Origin of the sequence: Corynebacterium sp., from assembly GCF_030538285.1 — a bacterium.
In the GTDB taxonomy this organism is placed as follows: Bacteria; Actinomycetota; Actinomycetes; order Mycobacteriales; family Mycobacteriaceae; genus Corynebacterium.
The window spans coordinates 1-16,218 of record NZ_JAUNUG010000029.1 but is presented as its reverse complement, the minus strand read 5'-3'; the positions used below and the strand labels follow the sequence as shown (position 1 = coordinate 16,218).

At 67.2% G+C, this 16,218-nt stretch carries 15 protein-coding genes and 2 pseudogenes; 8 read left to right on the top strand and 9 right to left on the bottom strand.

The features are described 5' to 3' along the window. Window positions 1-19: 19 nt before the first annotated feature. The gene (locus Q4G50_RS10125; protein WP_303377543.1) at window positions 20-337 is read left to right on the top strand and encodes a hypothetical protein; all 318 of its coding nucleotides are present in this window, start codon (window positions 20-22) and stop codon (window positions 335-337) included. Here the strand turns inward: Q4G50_RS10125 and Q4G50_RS10120 are convergent. Genes Q4G50_RS10120 through Q4G50_RS10105 form a run of 4 tightly spaced genes read right to left on the bottom strand, consistent with a single transcriptional unit; the run spans window position 334 to window position 3,408 of the window. Beyond that, window positions 334-675, bottom strand: coding sequence for a branched-chain amino acid transporter permease (locus Q4G50_RS10120; protein WP_303377542.1), 342 nt, complete (start codon window positions 673-675; stop codon window positions 334-336). The genes Q4G50_RS10125 and Q4G50_RS10120 overlap by 4 nt on opposite strands. Next, the gene (locus tag Q4G50_RS10115) at window positions 675-1,346 is read right to left on the bottom strand and encodes an AzlC family ABC transporter permease (protein WP_303377541.1); all 672 of its coding nucleotides are present in this window, start codon (window positions 1,344-1,346) and stop codon (window positions 675-677) included. The genes Q4G50_RS10120 and Q4G50_RS10115 overlap by 1 nt, the downstream gene beginning before the upstream one ends. Beyond that, window positions 1,343-1,948, bottom strand: a complete 606-nt coding sequence (locus Q4G50_RS10110) for a YqgE/AlgH family protein (protein WP_303377540.1) — start codon at window positions 1,946-1,948, stop codon at window positions 1,343-1,345. The genes Q4G50_RS10115 and Q4G50_RS10110 overlap by 4 nt, the downstream gene beginning before the upstream one ends. A 14-nt stretch (window positions 1,949-1,962) precedes the next feature. Continuing rightward, a complete protein-coding gene (locus Q4G50_RS10105; protein WP_303377539.1) occupies window positions 1,963-3,408 on the bottom strand; it encodes a CCA tRNA nucleotidyltransferase in 1,446 nt (481 codons plus the stop codon). A gap of 90 nt (window positions 3,409-3,498) precedes the next feature. Here Q4G50_RS10105 and Q4G50_RS10100 point away from each other — a divergent pair. The 7 genes and pseudogenes from Q4G50_RS10100 to Q4G50_RS10070 all read left to right on the top strand — a co-directional run. Further along, window positions 3,499-4,110, top strand: a pseudogene (locus tag Q4G50_RS10100) (NUDIX hydrolase); the annotation flags it as partial. After that, entirely contained in the window at window positions 4,107-6,428 is a 2,322-nt protein-coding gene (locus Q4G50_RS10095; RefSeq protein WP_303377537.1) for a hypothetical protein, read from the top strand. The pseudogene Q4G50_RS10100 and the gene Q4G50_RS10095, both read left to right, overlap by 4 nt. 14 nt (window positions 6,429-6,442) lie before the next feature. Further along, window positions 6,443-9,484, top strand: a complete 3,042-nt coding sequence (gene murJ / locus Q4G50_RS10090) for a murein biosynthesis integral membrane protein MurJ (RefSeq protein ID WP_303377536.1) — start codon at window positions 6,443-6,445, stop codon at window positions 9,482-9,484. 82 nt (window positions 9,485-9,566) lie between these two features. Further along, window positions 9,567-10,118 carry a sigma-70 family RNA polymerase sigma factor gene (locus Q4G50_RS10085; protein ID WP_303377535.1) on the top strand — a complete coding sequence of 184 codons (552 nt, stop codon included), beginning with the start codon at window positions 9,567-9,569 and terminating at the stop codon, window positions 10,116-10,118. Window positions 10,119-10,163: 45 nt separating this feature from the next. Next, the gene (gene trxB / locus Q4G50_RS10080; protein WP_303377534.1) at window positions 10,164-11,084 is read left to right on the top strand and encodes a thioredoxin-disulfide reductase; all 921 of its coding nucleotides are present in this window, start codon (window positions 10,164-10,166) and stop codon (window positions 11,082-11,084) included. Between the two features lie 21 nt (window positions 11,085-11,105). After that, on the top strand, window positions 11,106-11,429 hold the full coding sequence (gene trxA / locus Q4G50_RS10075; protein WP_303377533.1) for a thioredoxin: 324 nt from the start codon (window positions 11,106-11,108) through the stop codon (window positions 11,427-11,429). 88 nt (window positions 11,430-11,517) lie between these two features. Further along, complete coding sequence (locus tag Q4G50_RS10070) at window positions 11,518-12,687, top strand: N-acetylmuramoyl-L-alanine amidase (protein ID WP_303377532.1); 1,170 nt, start codon at window positions 11,518-11,520, stop codon at window positions 12,685-12,687. Between the two features lie 5 nt (window positions 12,688-12,692). Here the strand turns inward: Q4G50_RS10070 and Q4G50_RS10065 are convergent, their stop codons facing one another. The 5 genes and pseudogenes from Q4G50_RS10065 to Q4G50_RS10045 all read right to left on the bottom strand — a co-directional run. Then, window positions 12,693-13,346, bottom strand: coding sequence for a hypothetical protein (locus Q4G50_RS10065; RefSeq protein ID WP_303377531.1), 654 nt, complete (start codon window positions 13,344-13,346; stop codon window positions 12,693-12,695). A 3-nt stretch (window positions 13,347-13,349) separates the two neighbouring features. Next, window positions 13,350-14,321, bottom strand: coding sequence for a ParB/RepB/Spo0J family partition protein (locus tag Q4G50_RS10060; protein ID WP_303377530.1), 972 nt, complete (start codon window positions 14,319-14,321; stop codon window positions 13,350-13,352). Between the two features lie 5 nt (window positions 14,322-14,326). Next, a complete protein-coding gene (locus Q4G50_RS10055) occupies window positions 14,327-15,205 on the bottom strand; it encodes a ParA family protein (protein ID WP_303377529.1) in 879 nt (292 codons plus the stop codon). Between the two features lie 45 nt (window positions 15,206-15,250). After that, window positions 15,251-15,874 carry a 16S rRNA (guanine(527)-N(7))-methyltransferase RsmG gene (gene rsmG / locus Q4G50_RS10050; protein WP_303377528.1) on the bottom strand — a complete coding sequence of 208 codons (624 nt, stop codon included), beginning with the start codon at window positions 15,872-15,874 and terminating at the stop codon, window positions 15,251-15,253. A 65-nt stretch (window positions 15,875-15,939) separates the two neighbouring features. Beyond that, window positions 15,940-16,218 (bottom strand): annotated as a pseudogene (locus tag Q4G50_RS10045) (membrane protein insertase YidC); the annotation flags it as partial.

The window sequence follows — 16,218 nt, the reverse complement described above, 5'->3', positions numbered from 1 at the left end:
TCGACGCCCGCCCCCTACGATGTTTCACGTGAAACAAATACACGTACGCATCGAGATGACAGTCCCGGGGGCGGGTTCCGTGATTCATGTGGCGGAGCTCGCGCCTCTCGACGATGAGACCTGCGCCATGATCCGCATCATCGAACTCGATCCCTCCGAGACCATCCGCGGCGCGGCCACCCAGGACACCTCCGCCGGCATGGCCCAAGCCCCGATCCCGGTCGTTCCACACCCGGATACCTACGCTGACTTCCCGGATATCGAGCACTCTCAGCTGAGCCCCGAGGAGTTTGAGGGCCTGTGGGCCGAGGCCGTGGCCGCTTTCCCGGAGCTCTAGAAGACGAGATTGACCAGGCCCATATAGGCCAGGGTCCCGCCGAGGATGGATAAGCCCGAGTCCCGCTTCCAGGCATGCAGGCCCAGGGTCACGGCCACCCCGGCCAGCGCCGCTGGCACCCCACCCGGCGCTGACTGCTGGCCGAACAGCGTGTACACCACCAGAACCACCATGACACCCACCGGCATCATGCGCCCGAGCAACCCGAAGAACTGATTCCCCTTCAGCGCGGAGACAAAGGCGAAGGGCAGCCAGCGCAACGCCACGGTAATCACCGCGATCGGAATGAGTACCGCGAAGACCTGGGTGAGGGTGACCCCCTCCGGAAGCCCGTACATCAGATCCGCCACTCCAGCGCCCGGTCGAGGGTGGGGGAGAGGAAACGTGCCAGCAGCAGGAGGAAGTAGGCGCTCAGCGCGATCATGAGCACGCCGCCGGACACCACTGCCAGCCCGGCCGCGATGAGCACCAGGGACACATCCCGGCTCCCGCGGAACGTCTCCCACGCCAGGACCACGAACAGCGCGACCAGAGCGAACTCCATGCCTTGCACGCCCGCCGGGATGACCTCGCCGACCAGTGCCCCCGCGATGCCGGGCAACACCCACATCGACTGGCAGAACGCCTGGATCGTCAGGACCTGCACACCACTTCGCGGGTGTCGGGCGGAGGCAATGGCGTAGGACTCGTCGGTAAGCGCATACGTGGAGTAGGCCTTGCCGACACCGCCGCGGACCAGATCCCGCGGGAACGTCAGACCGTAGAAGATGTGGCGAAAGTTGACCATGAGGCCGGTCACCGCCGCAGACACCGGCCCCACACCGGCTGTGACGAGGTTGATCGCCAGAAACTCCATCGACCCGGCGTAGATGAGCACAGAGAAGATGGGGGTCCACCACCAGGCGAAACCGACCTGGCTCATCAATAAGCCGAATGCCAGGCCCAGCGGGATCAGACCCAGGGCGACCGCCCACGAGTCCCGGATGCCCGCCCGTACCTCAGCGATCAATTGTCCACCAGGTCGCCGGGGAACGTCGAGAAGAGTGGCAGCGGCGGCTGCTGGCGGCGCATGACATCGCCCCACAAATCGGTCCGCCCTGGGACGATGACGTCGGTCGGCAGCGCCGGGGTGACAAACCAGTCGCCCCGCTCGATCTCCTCATCCAGCTGGCCCGGCGCCCACTCGGCGTAGCCGGCGAACAGGCGCATCCCCTCGACGAGGTCGACGATGTCACCGGGTTCGGCGCGCAGATCGACGTGCGCCAGGCGGTTGGCCAGGCGGCTGAGCTGGGGGGCAGCCTCCATGTCCACGCCAGCCTTCGTCATGGCCAAGCCAACCACGGACTGCTGGTTGAGTGGGCCACCGATGTAGAGCGCCTGCGGCTTGGCGACGGCGGGCAGCCAGTCCGGCATCACGTTAAACACCGCCAGGTCACTGCGGGAGGCCAGGTTCACGCCGAAGGTCAGATGTTCATTGTGCTCGATGACCAGCACCACGGAGCGGTTGAACTCATCGGAGAGCATGCCGGGGGCGGCGACGAGGAGCATGCCCGGCTCCGGCTCATTGCGCTCGAGGGCGTTGAAGAGACGGTCGGCGAAGAAATCTGTCATGGCGCCTATCTCCTTCAGCGTTGTTCCGTTGATTGTTCAGCTTCCCACCATGCACGAAGTTCCGCAATCGCAGCATCGCGCTCCAGTGGGCCGTGTTCCAGGCGCAGCTCCTTGAGGAACGCCCACGCGCGGCCGACGACGGGACCGGCGGGCACGCCGAGGATTTCCATGATCTCATTGCCGTCGAGGTCGGGCCGCACGCGCGCCAGGTCCTCGCGCGCGGCGATATCCGCGATGCGTTCCTCGAGGTGATCGTAGGTGCGCTGCAGGCGGGCGGCCTTGCGCTGGTTGCGGGTGGTGGAGTCGGCGCGGACCAGCTTGTGCAGGCGGGGCAGCAGCTCCCCGGCGTCGGCGACGTAGCGGCGCACGGCGGAGTCCGTCCACTGGCCCTCACCGAAACCGTAGAAGCGCATGTGCAGGTAGATGAGCTGGGAGACGTCACCGACCATCTGCTTGGAGTACTTCAGCGCGCGCATGCGGCGACGGATCTTCTTCGCTCCCACCACCTCATGGTGGTGGAAGGTCACGCGCCCGTCCTCGTTGTAGGCGCGGGTGTCCGGTTTGCCCGAATCGTGCAGCAGAGCCGCCCACCGCAGCACCAGATCGGGTCCGTCCTCCTCCTGGTCCATGGCCTGGCGCAGCACTTGCATGGAGTGGGCGTAGACGTCCTTGTGCTGGTTGTGTTCGTCCTTCATGTCGCGCATGGCGGGGATCTCGGGGAAAACATAGCCGGCGATTCCGGTGTTGACCAGCAGGTTAATCCCGGTCCATGGGGCGGTACCCAGCATCAGCTTGTCCAGTTCCACCTGGATACGTTCGACGGTGATCCTCTCGATTTCCCCGGCCATGTCCGTCATCGCGGACTTAACTCGATCGGCCACCCCGAAGCCCAGCTGGGACACGAAACGGGCAGCGCGCAACATACGCAGTGGATCATCGTGGAAGGAGATCTCGGGTGCATCCGGGGTGTCCAGGCGGCGCTCCACCAGATCGGACAAACCGCCCACCGGATCATGAAAGACGGCGGTGAGGGAGCCGGCGTCGATAAGCAATTCCACGGCCATGGCGTTGACCTTGAAATCGCGGCGGATCAGATCGCCCTCCAACGTGTCGCCGAACATGACCTCGGGGTTGCGGGAGACACCGTCGTAGGTGTCGGAGCGGAAGGTGGTGATCTCGATCTGCTGGCCGCGGTGGGCGGCGGAGACGGTGCCGAATTCAATGCCGGTGTCCCACACGGTTCCGGCCCAGCCCTCGAGGATCGCGGCGATGACGTCGGGGCGGGCGGGGGTGGTGAAGTCGAGGTCATTGCCCAGGCGGCCGAGAATGGCGTCGCGCACGGAGCCGCCGACCAGATACAGCGGGAACCCCCGCTCGTGGAAGGCGGCGACGAGGTCAGCGATGTCCAGACCGGCGATGGTGCGCTCGGCCTGGGCCAGGGGGTTCAGTGCTTCATCCACACCCCGGGAGTCTACCGGTGACACACCGCGGCCCGGGAATTTCTAAAGGCCCCCCTAACGGATACGATCATGGGGATGACTGAGAATGATTCCCAGGGACCCAAGCGTCGGCGTCGCCGCCGTTCGCGTCGTCGTGGTTCCGGAAATCAGACGCAGCAGCGCGGCCGCAAGCGAAATCAGCGTCCCGCACAGAACCGGATGACCACCCGTGATGAAACGTCCGCTGGCGGTCTGGTCGTCTCCGGGCTCGCCGAGGCCGTCAACGAGGCAGGCGAGGTGGATCTCGGCCGTATCTATGTCGCGCTCATCGGGCGCCTGGATCGCCGCGGCCGCCTCCTGTGGTCCATGCCGAAGGGGCATGTCGAGCCGGGGGAGGATCATCGTTCCACCGCAGAGCGGGAGGTGTGGGAGGAGACCGGCGTGCACGGCGAGACTTTCGCGGACCTCGGCGTCATCGACTACTGGTTTGTCTCTGATGGGGTGCGTATCCACAAGACGGTGCACCACCACCTGCTGCGCTTTGTGGATGGTGACCTCAACGATGATGACCCGGAGGTCACCGAGGTCGCCTGGATCCCCGTCTCCGAGCTCATCGAGCACCTCGCGTACGCGGATGAACGCAAACTGGCTCGCACGGCGCATGATCTGCTGCCGGGCCTGGCGCGGGAGGAGAAGGCCGCGGGAAGGGCGACTCCGCGGTGAGGCGCATCATCGCAGGTCTCGCCGTTTTGTGCTTATCGACGCCCGCCTACGCCGCCCCCACCCCCTATGATCCGGAGATCGCCGAGCAGTGGGTCAACCCCATGGCCCGCGGCGCGGAGGACCAGGACGTCGCCGTTGATGTGTTGTCGGTGGGGGAGTCGGTCGTGCTCAGTGTGGGAAACTCCGGGGCCGACACCGCCCGCGACCTCGTCCTGACGACCCGCCGCGCGGAGCAGACCTGGGATGTGGCCTCCGCCCGGCGCGCCCTGGCGCTCGATGCCGGGGCCTACCCTTATGCCGGGCCCACCGTGGAGGTGGGGGACCTGGGGCCGGGGGAGCGGCGGGAGATCACCGTCGACCTGCCGGAGGGTTTCCTGCCCGCCGGTACCACCCCGGTGATGTTTGCGGTGGGGGATAATACTGAGCGGCTGCTGTTGACCACGCCGGTGGAGGGGGATCCCGAGGCGCAGATCCCCGGTCTGACGATGCTGCTGCCGTTGAGCGCCGAGGTGGACATCATCCCTGGGGAGACGGGTGAGGCTCCGCAGGAGGCGCCCCTGATCCTCGCCTCCGAGCAGCTCGCCGGGCAGCTCACCCCGGGTGGGCGCTTGAGCGAGCTGCTCGACATCTACGCCACCGAACAGCGCGGCACCTGCCTGGCTGTTGATCCGGCGCTGGTGGACACGGTGGCGCGGATGTCGCGGGGTTACACGGTGGCACCGGAGCGGCCGTCGTTGATCAGCTCGAAGCAGCGTCTGCGCGACAGCTGGTTCAGCGATGATGATCCCGATCCCGGTCAACCGGGTACCGGCGCGGCCGATGCCGCTGCCTGGCTCGAGCAGCTCCGTGCAGCCTCCTGCGTGGTGTCCCTGCCGTGGGCGAACGCGGATGTCAACGCCGTGACCCGCACCGAGGATGAGTGGCTGTTCCGCGAGGCCACCCAACGCGGCACCGAGGTGCTGCGTTCGGTGCTCGACGTGGAACCGGTCCCGAATGTCATCCTCCCGCCCTCCGGTTATGTCACCGAGCAGGCCGTGCCCTCTTTCGGTTGGGCGGATCAGTCTGTGCCGGTGGACCAGGCGTGGGAGGCCTCCGTCGCCGCGCGCGCCCCGCAACCCACGGGGGACAGTGCCCTGGAATCCCCGATCATCCCGGACCGTTCCGGCGCGCCCGCGCCGTCGCAGCCGGTGCGGGTGCTCGTCGCCGATAACACGGTGTGGGGTGTGCCGCAGGCGGGTGTCCATGCGAACCTGGCGCCGGGCATCACCGCGCGGACTTTCTCCGCGCCCCTTGGTTCCCTGCTAGCGGCCACGGGCCCCGCGCCGCAGACCACCGGCTACTCCAACCCCGACTGGCGCCTGGACTATCGCCTGGATTCGGTCACCGCCCGCGCTGTCACCGCCGCCTCCGCGCTGCGCCTGGCCGTCGCGGAACAGACGCTGCCCGGCGATTGGGCGCAGTCCCCGATGCCGGTGTTCGCAGCCCCCGCCGCGCACCTCGACGCCACCACCGCCCGCCAGCTGCTCGCAGCCGCCACCTCGCTTATCGACGCCCGCGCCGCCCGCCCCATCCCCCTCGAGGAGGCGCTGAGCGCCCCGCCCCTGGACGCTGCCGGCCCCGGGGCCATCGGCGTGACCCGCTTCGGCAGCCCCTGGACCAACCCGGCCGCCTACGCCGACACCGAGATCCTCCGCGCCGCGCAGCAGACCCGCTACACCGATGACCTGACCCGCATGATGGTCAACGATCCCGTCATCAGCCTCAGCCGCTACGGATTCACGCTGCCGCTGCGCCGCGACATGCTTATGGCGTTGAGCGCGACGTCGAGAAGCTCCCTGGCCACGCATGAGGCGGCGGTAGCCGCCACGAACACCCGCCTCGACGCCAACCGGCAGACGCTGCAGGCGTTGCGCGGCTCGGTGGCGCTTCTTCCGCCGGGGAACGTGTACACGCGGGCGTCGGAAAGCTCGCCGTTGCTGGTCGTCGCCGAGAACGGCCTGCCGCTGCCCGTCGACGCCGACCTCGCCTACTCCGGGCCCGCGGGCGCGCGCCTGGATGTGCAAGGCTCCGTGCATATTCCCGCGCACGGTTCCATCACCGTGCCGATCACCGCCGACCTGCCCGACGATGATCAGACGCAGCTGTCGCTGTGGCTGGCCACGCGTGACGGCTCCCCGATTTCCACGCCGGTGGAGATTACAGTGCAGACCAGAGCCGGTATCGTCGGCACCTACGGTATTGCCCTGCTCGTCGTCGTGGGGCTTTCTCTGGCGCTGTTGTTCCGCGTCGGCCGCCACCGCCGACACCAGCGCCCCTAGCTTAGAAATGGCCTATGTCCAGCGATAATCTCCGATCCCGCTTCATCGCCTCCAGCCCGCCGGCCCCCGTGCCGAAGCAGCGCAGCGCCCCGCCCGCCCCCGTGGAGGACCGCTCCCGGCTGCGTGCCCCGGAGCCGGTCGACAACGGGGTCGCCTCCGATGCGGATGTCGTGCGGGCGGGTGGCTCCATGGCCATTGCCACGCTGTTCTCGCGTATCACCGGGTTTGTCCGCAACCTGCTCATCGTGGTCACCCTCGGTGGCGCGGTGGGTTCGGCGTTCAACACGGCGAACACGCTGCCCAACCTGATCACTGAGATCGTGCTCGGCGCGGTGCTCACCTCCCTGGTGGTGCCGGTGCTGGTGCGCGCGGAGAAGGAGGACACCGACCGCGGCACGGCCTTCTTCCGGCGCCTGTTCACGCTCTCGGCGTCGCTGCTCATCGTGGTGACGGTGCTGTCTGTCATCGCCGCGCCGCTGCTGACCAGGCTGCTGCTCAGCGCCGACGGCGAAGTCAATATCGTCCAGTCCTCGTCCTTTGCTTATCTGCTGCTACCGCAGATCTTCTTCTACGGCATCTTCGCGCTGTTCATGGCGGTGTTGAACACGCGCGGCATCTTCAAACCGGGCGCGTGGGCGCCGGTGGCCAACAACGTCGTCTCCATCGCGGTGCTGCTGCTGTATACGCTGCTGCCGGAGGACCTGGGGGAGACCGACCCCTCGCCGGTGAACGACCCGCACGTGCTGCTGCTGGGCCTGGGCACCACCCTCGGTGTCGTGGTGCAGGCCGCGATCATGGTGCCCTACCTGCGCAAGGCGGGCGTCGACCTGCGCCCGCTGTGGGGCATCGACGCCCGCCTCAAGCAGTTCGGCGGCATGGCCCTGGCCATCATCGCCTACGTGGCGGTCTCGCAGGTCGGCTACGCCGTCACCACCCAGATCGCCTCGCTTCACGACGCCGCCGCCCCGCTCATCTACCAGCAGCACTGGCTGCTGCTGCAGGTGCCTTACGGCATCATCGGCGTCACCCTGCTCACCGCGATCATGCCGCGCCTGTCGCGCAACGCTGCCGACGGCGATGACCGCGCCGTGGTGGGCGACCTCAATCTGGCGACGAAGCTGACGTTCATCGCGCTCATCCCGATCGTGGTGTTCTTCACCGTGTTCGGCCCCGACATCGGCGTGGCCCTGTTCGCCTACCGCAACTTCGACACCGAGTCCGGCGCGCTGCTGGGCCTGACGTTGTCGTTCTCCGCATTCACGCTGCTGCCCTACGCACTGGTGCTGTTGCACCTGCGCGTATTTTACGCGCGCGAGGAAGCCTGGACCCCCACCTACATCATCGTCGGCATCACCGCGACGAAGATCGTGCTCTCCCTGCTGGCCCCGATGGTGGCGACGTCCCCTTCGCGCGTGGTCGTGCTGCTCGGTGCGGCCAATGGTTTCGGCTTCGTCGCCGGCGCGGTGATCGGTGCGTTGCTGCTGCGCCGCAAGCTCGGCCACCTGGGCACCCGTTCCCAGATCCACACCACGGCGTGGGCTTTCGCGGCGTCTATGGCGGGTGTCGCGGCGGCGGTGTTCGTTGACTGGCTCCTGCCTTCGCTGAGTGGGTTGGGATCCTTCGGTGTGCTGATCACCCTGGCCATTGAGGGCGTGGTCTTCCTCATCGTCACCGGCATTGCGCTGAGTTTCTCAGGGTTGCCCGAGGTGCAGAACCTGGGCCGGGCCTTCGCCCGCATCCCGGGCCTGTCGCGCTTCGTGCGACCCGACGCCGATAAGGCCATCGAGGTCGGCCGTAGCGATCCGCAGGAGGTCTCCGCACAGCTCAGCGCCCTCGACCCCTTCGCCGCCTCTCTGCCGCCGGCGCCGATGTCCGCCGGCATCGTCCGCGGCCCGCGCCTGGTGCCGGGCGCCCCGGTTTCCGACGGCCGTTTCCGTCTGCTGGCCGACCACGGTTCCGTGCCCGGCGCCCGCTTCTGGCACGCCAAGGAACGCGGCAGCGGCCGGGAGGTCGCCCTGACCTTCGTCGACACCTCCGGCAACGCGCCCCTGGCCCCGGCCAGCCCGGCCGCCGCCGCCGGGGCCGCCTCCGAGGTGGCGCGCCGTACGCGCCGTTTGGACGGGGTGCCGGGCGTGGCGGGCAACATTCAGGTGCTGTCCTACCGCAATGGTTGTCTCATCGTCGCTGACTGGGTGCCCGGTTCGCCGCTGCGCACCGTCGCCGAGGGTGGGGATCTGGATCCGCAGGCCGTCGCCGCCGCCCTGGTGCCGCTGCTCGAATCCGCGGAGCAGAACCTGCCGCTGGGCCTGGACAACCACGCCCGCATCCGTATCTCCACCGAGGGTGTGGCGGTGCTGGCGTTCCCGGCCGTGCTTCCCGACGCCACCGTCGACCGCGATCATTCCTCCGTCAGCTCCATGCTCTCTTTACTCGGCGTCGAGCGCGAGGACCTGCCGGATGAGGTCGAGCCGGACGAGCAGCTCGTGGTCGCCGATGAGGTGGGGCCGGTTCCGGATGCCCAGCCCGGCTTCGGCGACAAGTCCTACTCCGGTGGCTCGGTGGCGCTCATCGGCGCGCTGTCCATCGGTGCGGTGGTGCTGGTGGCGGCGCTGACAACTTACCTGGTCAGTGTCGTCGGTGGTGACCGCGATACCGCCCCCGTCACCCAGGAGTCCATCCAGGGTTCCGCCACGGAGACCACCCCGCGTCCGCTGCCGCGGGTGCAGAATGTCACGGCCTCGGCCCCGGAGATCGCCGACGGTGATGATTCCACCGTGTGGTCCGGTGAGGGCGGGGTCACGCTGCTACTTGACGACGCCGTCGAGCTCCAGACCATTGTCATCCGTTCCGGTGGAGGAGCATCCGTCGAGGTCTACGGGTTGCTCGAGGGCGAGTCCGCCCCGACGCGGGAGGGCCTGCCGCAGCTGGGCGGTGGTGAGCTGCGCGATGGCCGCACGACGCTCACGCTGGACCGCCCCATGACGGCCGGTGGCGTGCTGCTGTGGTTCCCGGCGTTCAGCGAGGTCGCGGAGGTGCAGGTGGTCGGCGTCCACTAGAGTGGGCGCCCTCGCCGGGCGGGGCGGGGGGTCATGGGGTCCAATGGGGACGTCCGCATGACTTTTTCCGGGGGGAAACAACGTGGCGTTAAGTGATGGCCGACTGGTGGCCGACTACATCGACGGGGATCTCAAGGCCTTCACCACCATCGTGGAACGCCACCGCACCCGTCTGCTGTGGGTGGCCCGCCGCTACGGGCACAACGAGGACGACGCACAGGACATTCTCCAGGAGGCCCTGTTCCGCGCCAGTTACAGCCTGCACACCTGGCGCCACGACTCCTCCCTGTCGACGTGGCTGCACCGCTTGGTCATGAACTCGGGGTGGGACTTCCGCAACCGCCGCCCCCAGGTCGAATCCTCCACGCTGGATGATGACACCCTGCCCCACGACATCAACCCGCTCCTCGCCTCCGACCCGATCGGCCGTACCGAGGACATCTGGCACCTCCACGACTCCCTCGCCCGCCTCCACCCGAACCAACGCAAGGCTTTGTGGCTGATCGACATTGAGGGCTACAGCATTGTCCACGTCGCGAAACAGGAGGGCGTCAAGCCCGGAACCATCAAGTCGCGCCGCAACCGGGCGCGTGAGGCGTTGCGTGCGGAATACTCGACGCTGATCGGACGTTGAGATCACCTAGACTGATGCTTTAGTTGACCCCGAGCAGGAGAATTCATGATTCACGACGTCGCCATCATCGGCTCCGGCCCCGCCGGCTACACCGCCGCCATCTACGCCGCCCGCGCGGAGCTCAAGCCCCTCATGTTCGAGGGTTACGAGTACGGCGGTTCGCTGATGAACACCACCGACGTGGAGAATTTCCCCGGCTTCCAGGACGGCATCATGGGCCCGGACCTCATGATGCAGATGCGCGGCCAGGCCGAGCGTTTCGGCACTGACATGCGCATGGAACTGGTGGACAAGGTCGAGCTCGAGGGGCCGGTGAAGAAGATCCACGTCGGCGACGAGGTGCATGAGGCCCGCACCGTCATCCTCGCCACCGGCGCCGCCCCGCGCCTGCTGGGCGTGCCGGGTGAGGATGAGCTCATGGGCCGCGGCGTGTCCTCCTGTGCCACCTGCGACGGGTTCTTCTTCAAGGGCCAGGAGATTGCCGTCATCGGCGGCGGTGACTCCGCGATGGAGGAGGCCACGTTCCTGACCAAGTTCGCCGACAAGGTCACAATTGTGCACCGCCGCGAGGAGTTCCGGGCGTCTGCCATCATGCTGGAGCGCGCCAAGGCCAACGAGAAGATCGAGTGGGCCACGTCCAAGACCGTCGACCACGTCATCGAGTCCGAGGGCAAGGTCGGTGGCATCATGCTGCGTGACACGATCACCGGTGAGCTTTCTGAGCTGCCGGTGGCCGCGATGTTCGTCGCCATCGGCCACGACCCGCGCTCCGGTTTCCTCGACGGCCAGGTGCAGCTGAAGGAGGGCGGCTACGTGCAGGTCACCGAGCCGTCCACCGCGACCTCTGTCCCGGGTGTCTTCGCCTGCGGCGATCTGGTCGATGATCACTACCAGCAGGCCGTCACCGCCGCCGGTTCCGGCTGCCGCGCCGCCATCGACGCCGAGCACTACCTCGCCGCCCTCTAAGCCCCCTGTAAGGAGAATCACATGAGCAACGTCATCGAGGTCACCCAGTCCAACTTCCGCGAGGTGGTCATCGAGGCCGATAAGCCGGTCATCGTCGACTTCTGGGCCGAATGGTGCGGCCCTTGCAAAAAGCTCAGCCCCGTCCTCGACGAATTATCCGCGGAGCTGGGCGATTCCGTCACGATCGCCAAGGTCAATGTCGATGAGGAGCGCACCCTGGGCGCCATGTTCCAGGTCATGTCTATCCCGGCCGTGATGTTCTTCAAGGACGGCGAGAAGGTCGACGAGTTCATCGGCGTCCGCCCGCGTTCCCACATCATGGCGAAGCTGGAACCGCTGATGTAACTGGTAGCGTTAGGGACCTAGCAGCAGCACCGGCCGACTCCTGACGGCTCGGATAAGATCTAAGGCATCTGACCCTGGAAGGAGTGCCGTGACCCAGACTTTCCGCGTCGGCGATCGCAGCCCCCGCGTGGCGGAGGCCCGCTCCACGCTCGCCCGGCTCGGGCTCCTGCCCGGTTACGGTGGGGATCTCTCGGACAAGTACGCCGAGGAAGACAAGCTTTTCGACGAAGCACTCTCCCCCATCCTCAAAGCCTTCCAGCAGTCCCGCGGCATCGTACCTTCCGGCGTCATCGATGACATGACCCTGCGCGAGCTGCGGCACGCCTCCTACCGTCTCGGATCCCGTGTCCTGTCGTACCAGCCGAACAATGAGCTGGTGGGCGATGATGTGGCCAAGCTGCAGGAACAGCTCCAGGAGCTGGGATTTTACTCCCAGCGCGTGGACGGTCACTTCGGCTCCGACACCTACGAGGCGTTGGCCAACTTCCAGCTCAACTCCGGCCTGCAGGACGACGGGGTCTGCGGCCCTGAGACCCTCGCCGCCCTTAAGCTGCTGGGCCGCCGCATCACCGGTGGCAGCCCCCACGCCATCCGCGAACGCGAGCAGGTCCGCACGGCCGGCCCCCGGCTGGCGGGTAAGCGCGTCGTCATCGACCCCGCTCTCGGCGGCGCCAACAAGGGCATCTCCGTGCGTGGCCTGCATGGGCAGATCTCTGAGGAGGAGATCATCTGGGACCTGGCCGCCCGCATCAAGGGACGCATGATCTCCGCCGGGATGGAGACCATCATGTCCCGCCCCCGCATGGATGACCCGAACCACACCTCCCGGGCAGAGATCGCCAACGCCTTCGGCGCTGACCTGGTCATCTCCCTGCAGTGCGACCATTACCCGAATGACAAGGCCCACGGTGTGGCCACCTTCTACTTCGGGTCCGAAACCGGTAACAGTTCGCTCACCGGGGAGACCCTCTCCGGCTACATCCAGCGCGAGATCTGCGCGCGCACCGATTTCCAGAATTGCGGCACCCACGGTCGTACCTGGGAGATCCTGCGTTTCACACAGGCCCCCACCGTCGAGCTTGTCGCGGGCTACCTCACCAATCCCGATGACGTCGCCCGGCTGACTGACCCGAACGTCCGGGACTCCATCGCCGAGGCCGTGGTCGTGGCCGTCAAGCGCCTCTATCTCCTCGACCAGGATGACACCCCGACCGGCACCTTCAAGTTCGCCGAGCTACTGCGCGCCGAGCAGGAATAGCGTGCTCACACCCGCGCCAGCAGCTCCTCTACTGCCGCCACCGACAGCAGCCCGTGCTGGGGCGGCAGATCGAGGCGCAGGCGCGGGAGCACCGGGTGGTCGGCGACGACGCGGAAGCCTGCGGACTCCAACACGGACACGGGCATGAGGCCGATCTCGGAGGCGGAGCGCAGCACCTCCCCGACGGGCCCCTCGAGGAGCTCGTCGACGTCGGCGCGGGAGAAGAAATCCTGGCGCCAGCCGAAGGCTTCGACGGCGGGAACATCGTTGTCTACCAGGCGCATGATGGCGGCGTCGATAAGCACGGCCTCCAGGCCCACCCCGGCGAAACCGGGGTCGATGAACAGTGAGGTGAGGATTTCCGCGTCCTCGGACACCGGGCCGGTGGGCAGCGCCGCGCAACCGGGGGCGGCGTCGCGCGCGCACCACAACACGGTGGCGACGGCGCGTTGGGCCGTGCTGCGCTCCAGGGAAAGGCCGCAGCAACCGTAGTCGAGGAGAGTGGTGGTCAGCCAGGCCTCTTTCTCGAAGGCAGGATCCCCGGACGCTGCCACCTGAGTCACGGCGTCGGCGTCGAGTTCCCAGAAGATGGAGCGCGCCGCTTGGGGGTGGATACAGCCCAGCGTCTCCTGGCTGAGGGGGACCAGACGCGCGAACACCGGTTACCGGCCTTCGATCAGTCCGAGGATGCGTTCGAAGTCCTCCCGGTCGCCGAACTCGACGACCATCCGGCCTTTGCCGCGGCCCATGGTGACGGTGACCTTGGTGTCCCAGGTGTCTCCGAGACGGCTGGCGGCGCGGGTGAACATCTCCGGCTGCTCCACCGGCTCCGGCTTCTTCCGATCGGGGGCATCGGCACGGTTGAGCAGGGTGACGGCCTCCTCCGTGGCGCGCACTGACAGGCCTTCCGCGATGACCCGGTCGGCGAGCTGCTCCATCCCGTCGACTTTGAGTCCCAGCAGGGCGCGGGCATGGCCGGCGGACAAGACTCCAGCGGCAACGCGGCGCTGCACCGGAACGGGCAGGGCCAGCAGGCGCAGCGTGTTGCTGATGACGGGGCGGGAGCGGCCGAGGCGGTCGGCGAGCTCGGATTGGGTGACGTTGAATTCCTCGAGAAGCTGCTGGTAGGCGGCCGCTTCTTCCAGCGGGTTGAGCTGCACGCGGTGGATGTTCTCCAGGAGCGCGTCGCGGAGCATGTCACCGTCGTCAGTGCTGCGGATGATCGCGGGGATGAGCTTGAGGCCGGCGCGTCCGGCGGCCCGCCAGCGGCGCTCACCCATGACCAGCTCATAACCATCGTCGACGGCGCGGACGACAATGGGCTGCATGAGCCCGAACTCACGGATGGAGTGGACCAGCTCGTTGAGCGCTTCCTCGTCGAAGACGGTGCGCGGCTGGTGCGGGTTGGGCGTGATCTCTCCGATGGGGATCTCACGGTAGGTAGCACCCCCCAGCCCGGGCTTCGGGGCGCCCTTGACCTGCTTGTCGGTCTGTGCCTTCTTCGCGCCCTTGGTGCCGCCGAGGATGACGTCGGCGGCACCGTCGCCCAGGCGCGGGGACGAGGGGGTGGGTCCGGAGGGGATAAGGGCGGCGAGTCCGCGGCCGAGCCCTCCCTTGCGGGTCTCCTGGTTCATGGCACTTAACTTTCTTCTTCGAGCTGCTGGGCCGTTTCGGGGCTGACGCCGATGGGGCCGGTGGAGGCGGCGGGCTGGTAGTCACCGCGGCTGGCGAACTCGCGGGCCGCATCGAGGTAGGCCTCCGCGCCGCGGGAGGTCGGGTCGTAGTTGAGCACTGTCTGGCCGTAGCCGGGTGCTTCCGAGACCTTCACGGAGCGGGGAATGACATGACCGAGGACGACGTCGCCGAAGTGAGAGCGCACCTCGCTGGCGACCTGCTCGGAGAGCTTGGTGCGGGCGTCGTACATGGTGAGCAGGATGGCGGAGATGTGGAGGTTGGTGTTGAGGTGCTGCCGGATCATGGAGATGTTGTTGAGCAGCTGGCCCACACCTTCCAGCGCGTAGTACTCGCACTGGATGGGGATGAGGATTTCATCGACGGCGGTCATCGCGTTGATGGTGAGCAGGCCGAGCGAGGGCGGGCAGTCAATGATGACGTAATCGAAGCCGTTCTCGCTGAGGAAACCGGAGCCGCGCAAGGCGTCATGGAGGCGGTATTCGCGGCGCACCAAGGACACCAGCTCAATTTCCGCGCCGGCCAGGTCAATGGTGGCGGGGATGCAGTAGAGGTTCTCGTGCGCGGTAGACGGCTGCAGAGCCTGCTCAGCGGTGGCATCGCCGATGAGCAGTTCATAGCTGGACAGCGTCCCGGAGGTGTGCTCCGCGCCCAGTGCGGTGGAGGCGTTGCCCTGCGGGTCGAGATCGACGACCAGAACCTTCGCCCCGAGCATCGCCAGCCCGGCAGCCAGGTTGACGGAGCTGGTGGTTTTGCCGACGCCACCTTTCTGGTTGGCGACCGTGATCAGGCGCGGCTCATCCGGCTTCGGCAACTGCTCGACCATAGCCCCTCTTTCTCAGATGTGTATGACTGTCTAGCCTTCCCCACCTTAGTGCACGCGGGGGACACGGATGATCGTCGTGGGTTCCGCCAGGTGCGCATCCCCGACGGTGCTTATCGACGCCCGCCCGCCCCCCGCTTTCTTGATCAGCGCGGCGTCGCGTTCCAGTTCCTCACCCACGGAGGATCCCTTCATGGCGATCATCTCCCCGCCCTTGCGCACCAGCGGCAGCGACCAGCCGGCCAGCTTGCCCAGCGGGGCCACCGCCCGGGAGGTGACGATGTCGACGGGTTCCGGCAGGGGCGAGTCCTCGGCGCGGGCCCGAATGACGGTGACGTTAGGCAGACCCAGCTCATCGACGACCTCCTGCAGGTACACCGAGCGCTTGAGCAGCGGTTCGATCAGGGTGATGTCGAGGTCAGGGCGGGCAATGGCCAGCGGAATGCCGGGCAGCCCGGCGCCGGAGCCGACATCGGCGACCCGTGCGCCGTGTTCCATCACCTCGCCGATGACAGCACAGTTGAGGATGTGGCGCTCCCACAGGCGTTCCACCTCGCGGGGTCCGATGAAGCCGCGGGTGGAGCCGTCGGTGGCCAAAGAGTCGTGATAGGCCTCGGCCAGGGGGAGACGTTCGCCGAAGACAGCCTGGGCCTGCGCAGGGGTGATGCTCATGCCCCAAACGATAACAGCCACCGTGAACGGGAAGGTTCACGGTGGCTGTAGGCGGCGTCGAAAAGCTATTTCTTCTTGCGCTTCTTCTTCGCGCCGGCGCGGGCACCCGGGGCGGGGGCGGTGGTGCGCTTGAGGGCCTTGCGGGCCTCTTCCTCGGCCTCTTCCTCGCGGTCCATCTGGGCGAAAAGGACGCGCTGCTGGAAGAAGGTCCACACGTTGTTGGACATCATGTAGAACAGCAGGCCGATGTGCCACAGGAAACCGGTGAACAGGATGGTGGCGGGCATGACCCACAGCATCATCTTGTTCATCATGCCCATCTGCATGGCCATCATGTCGGCGTT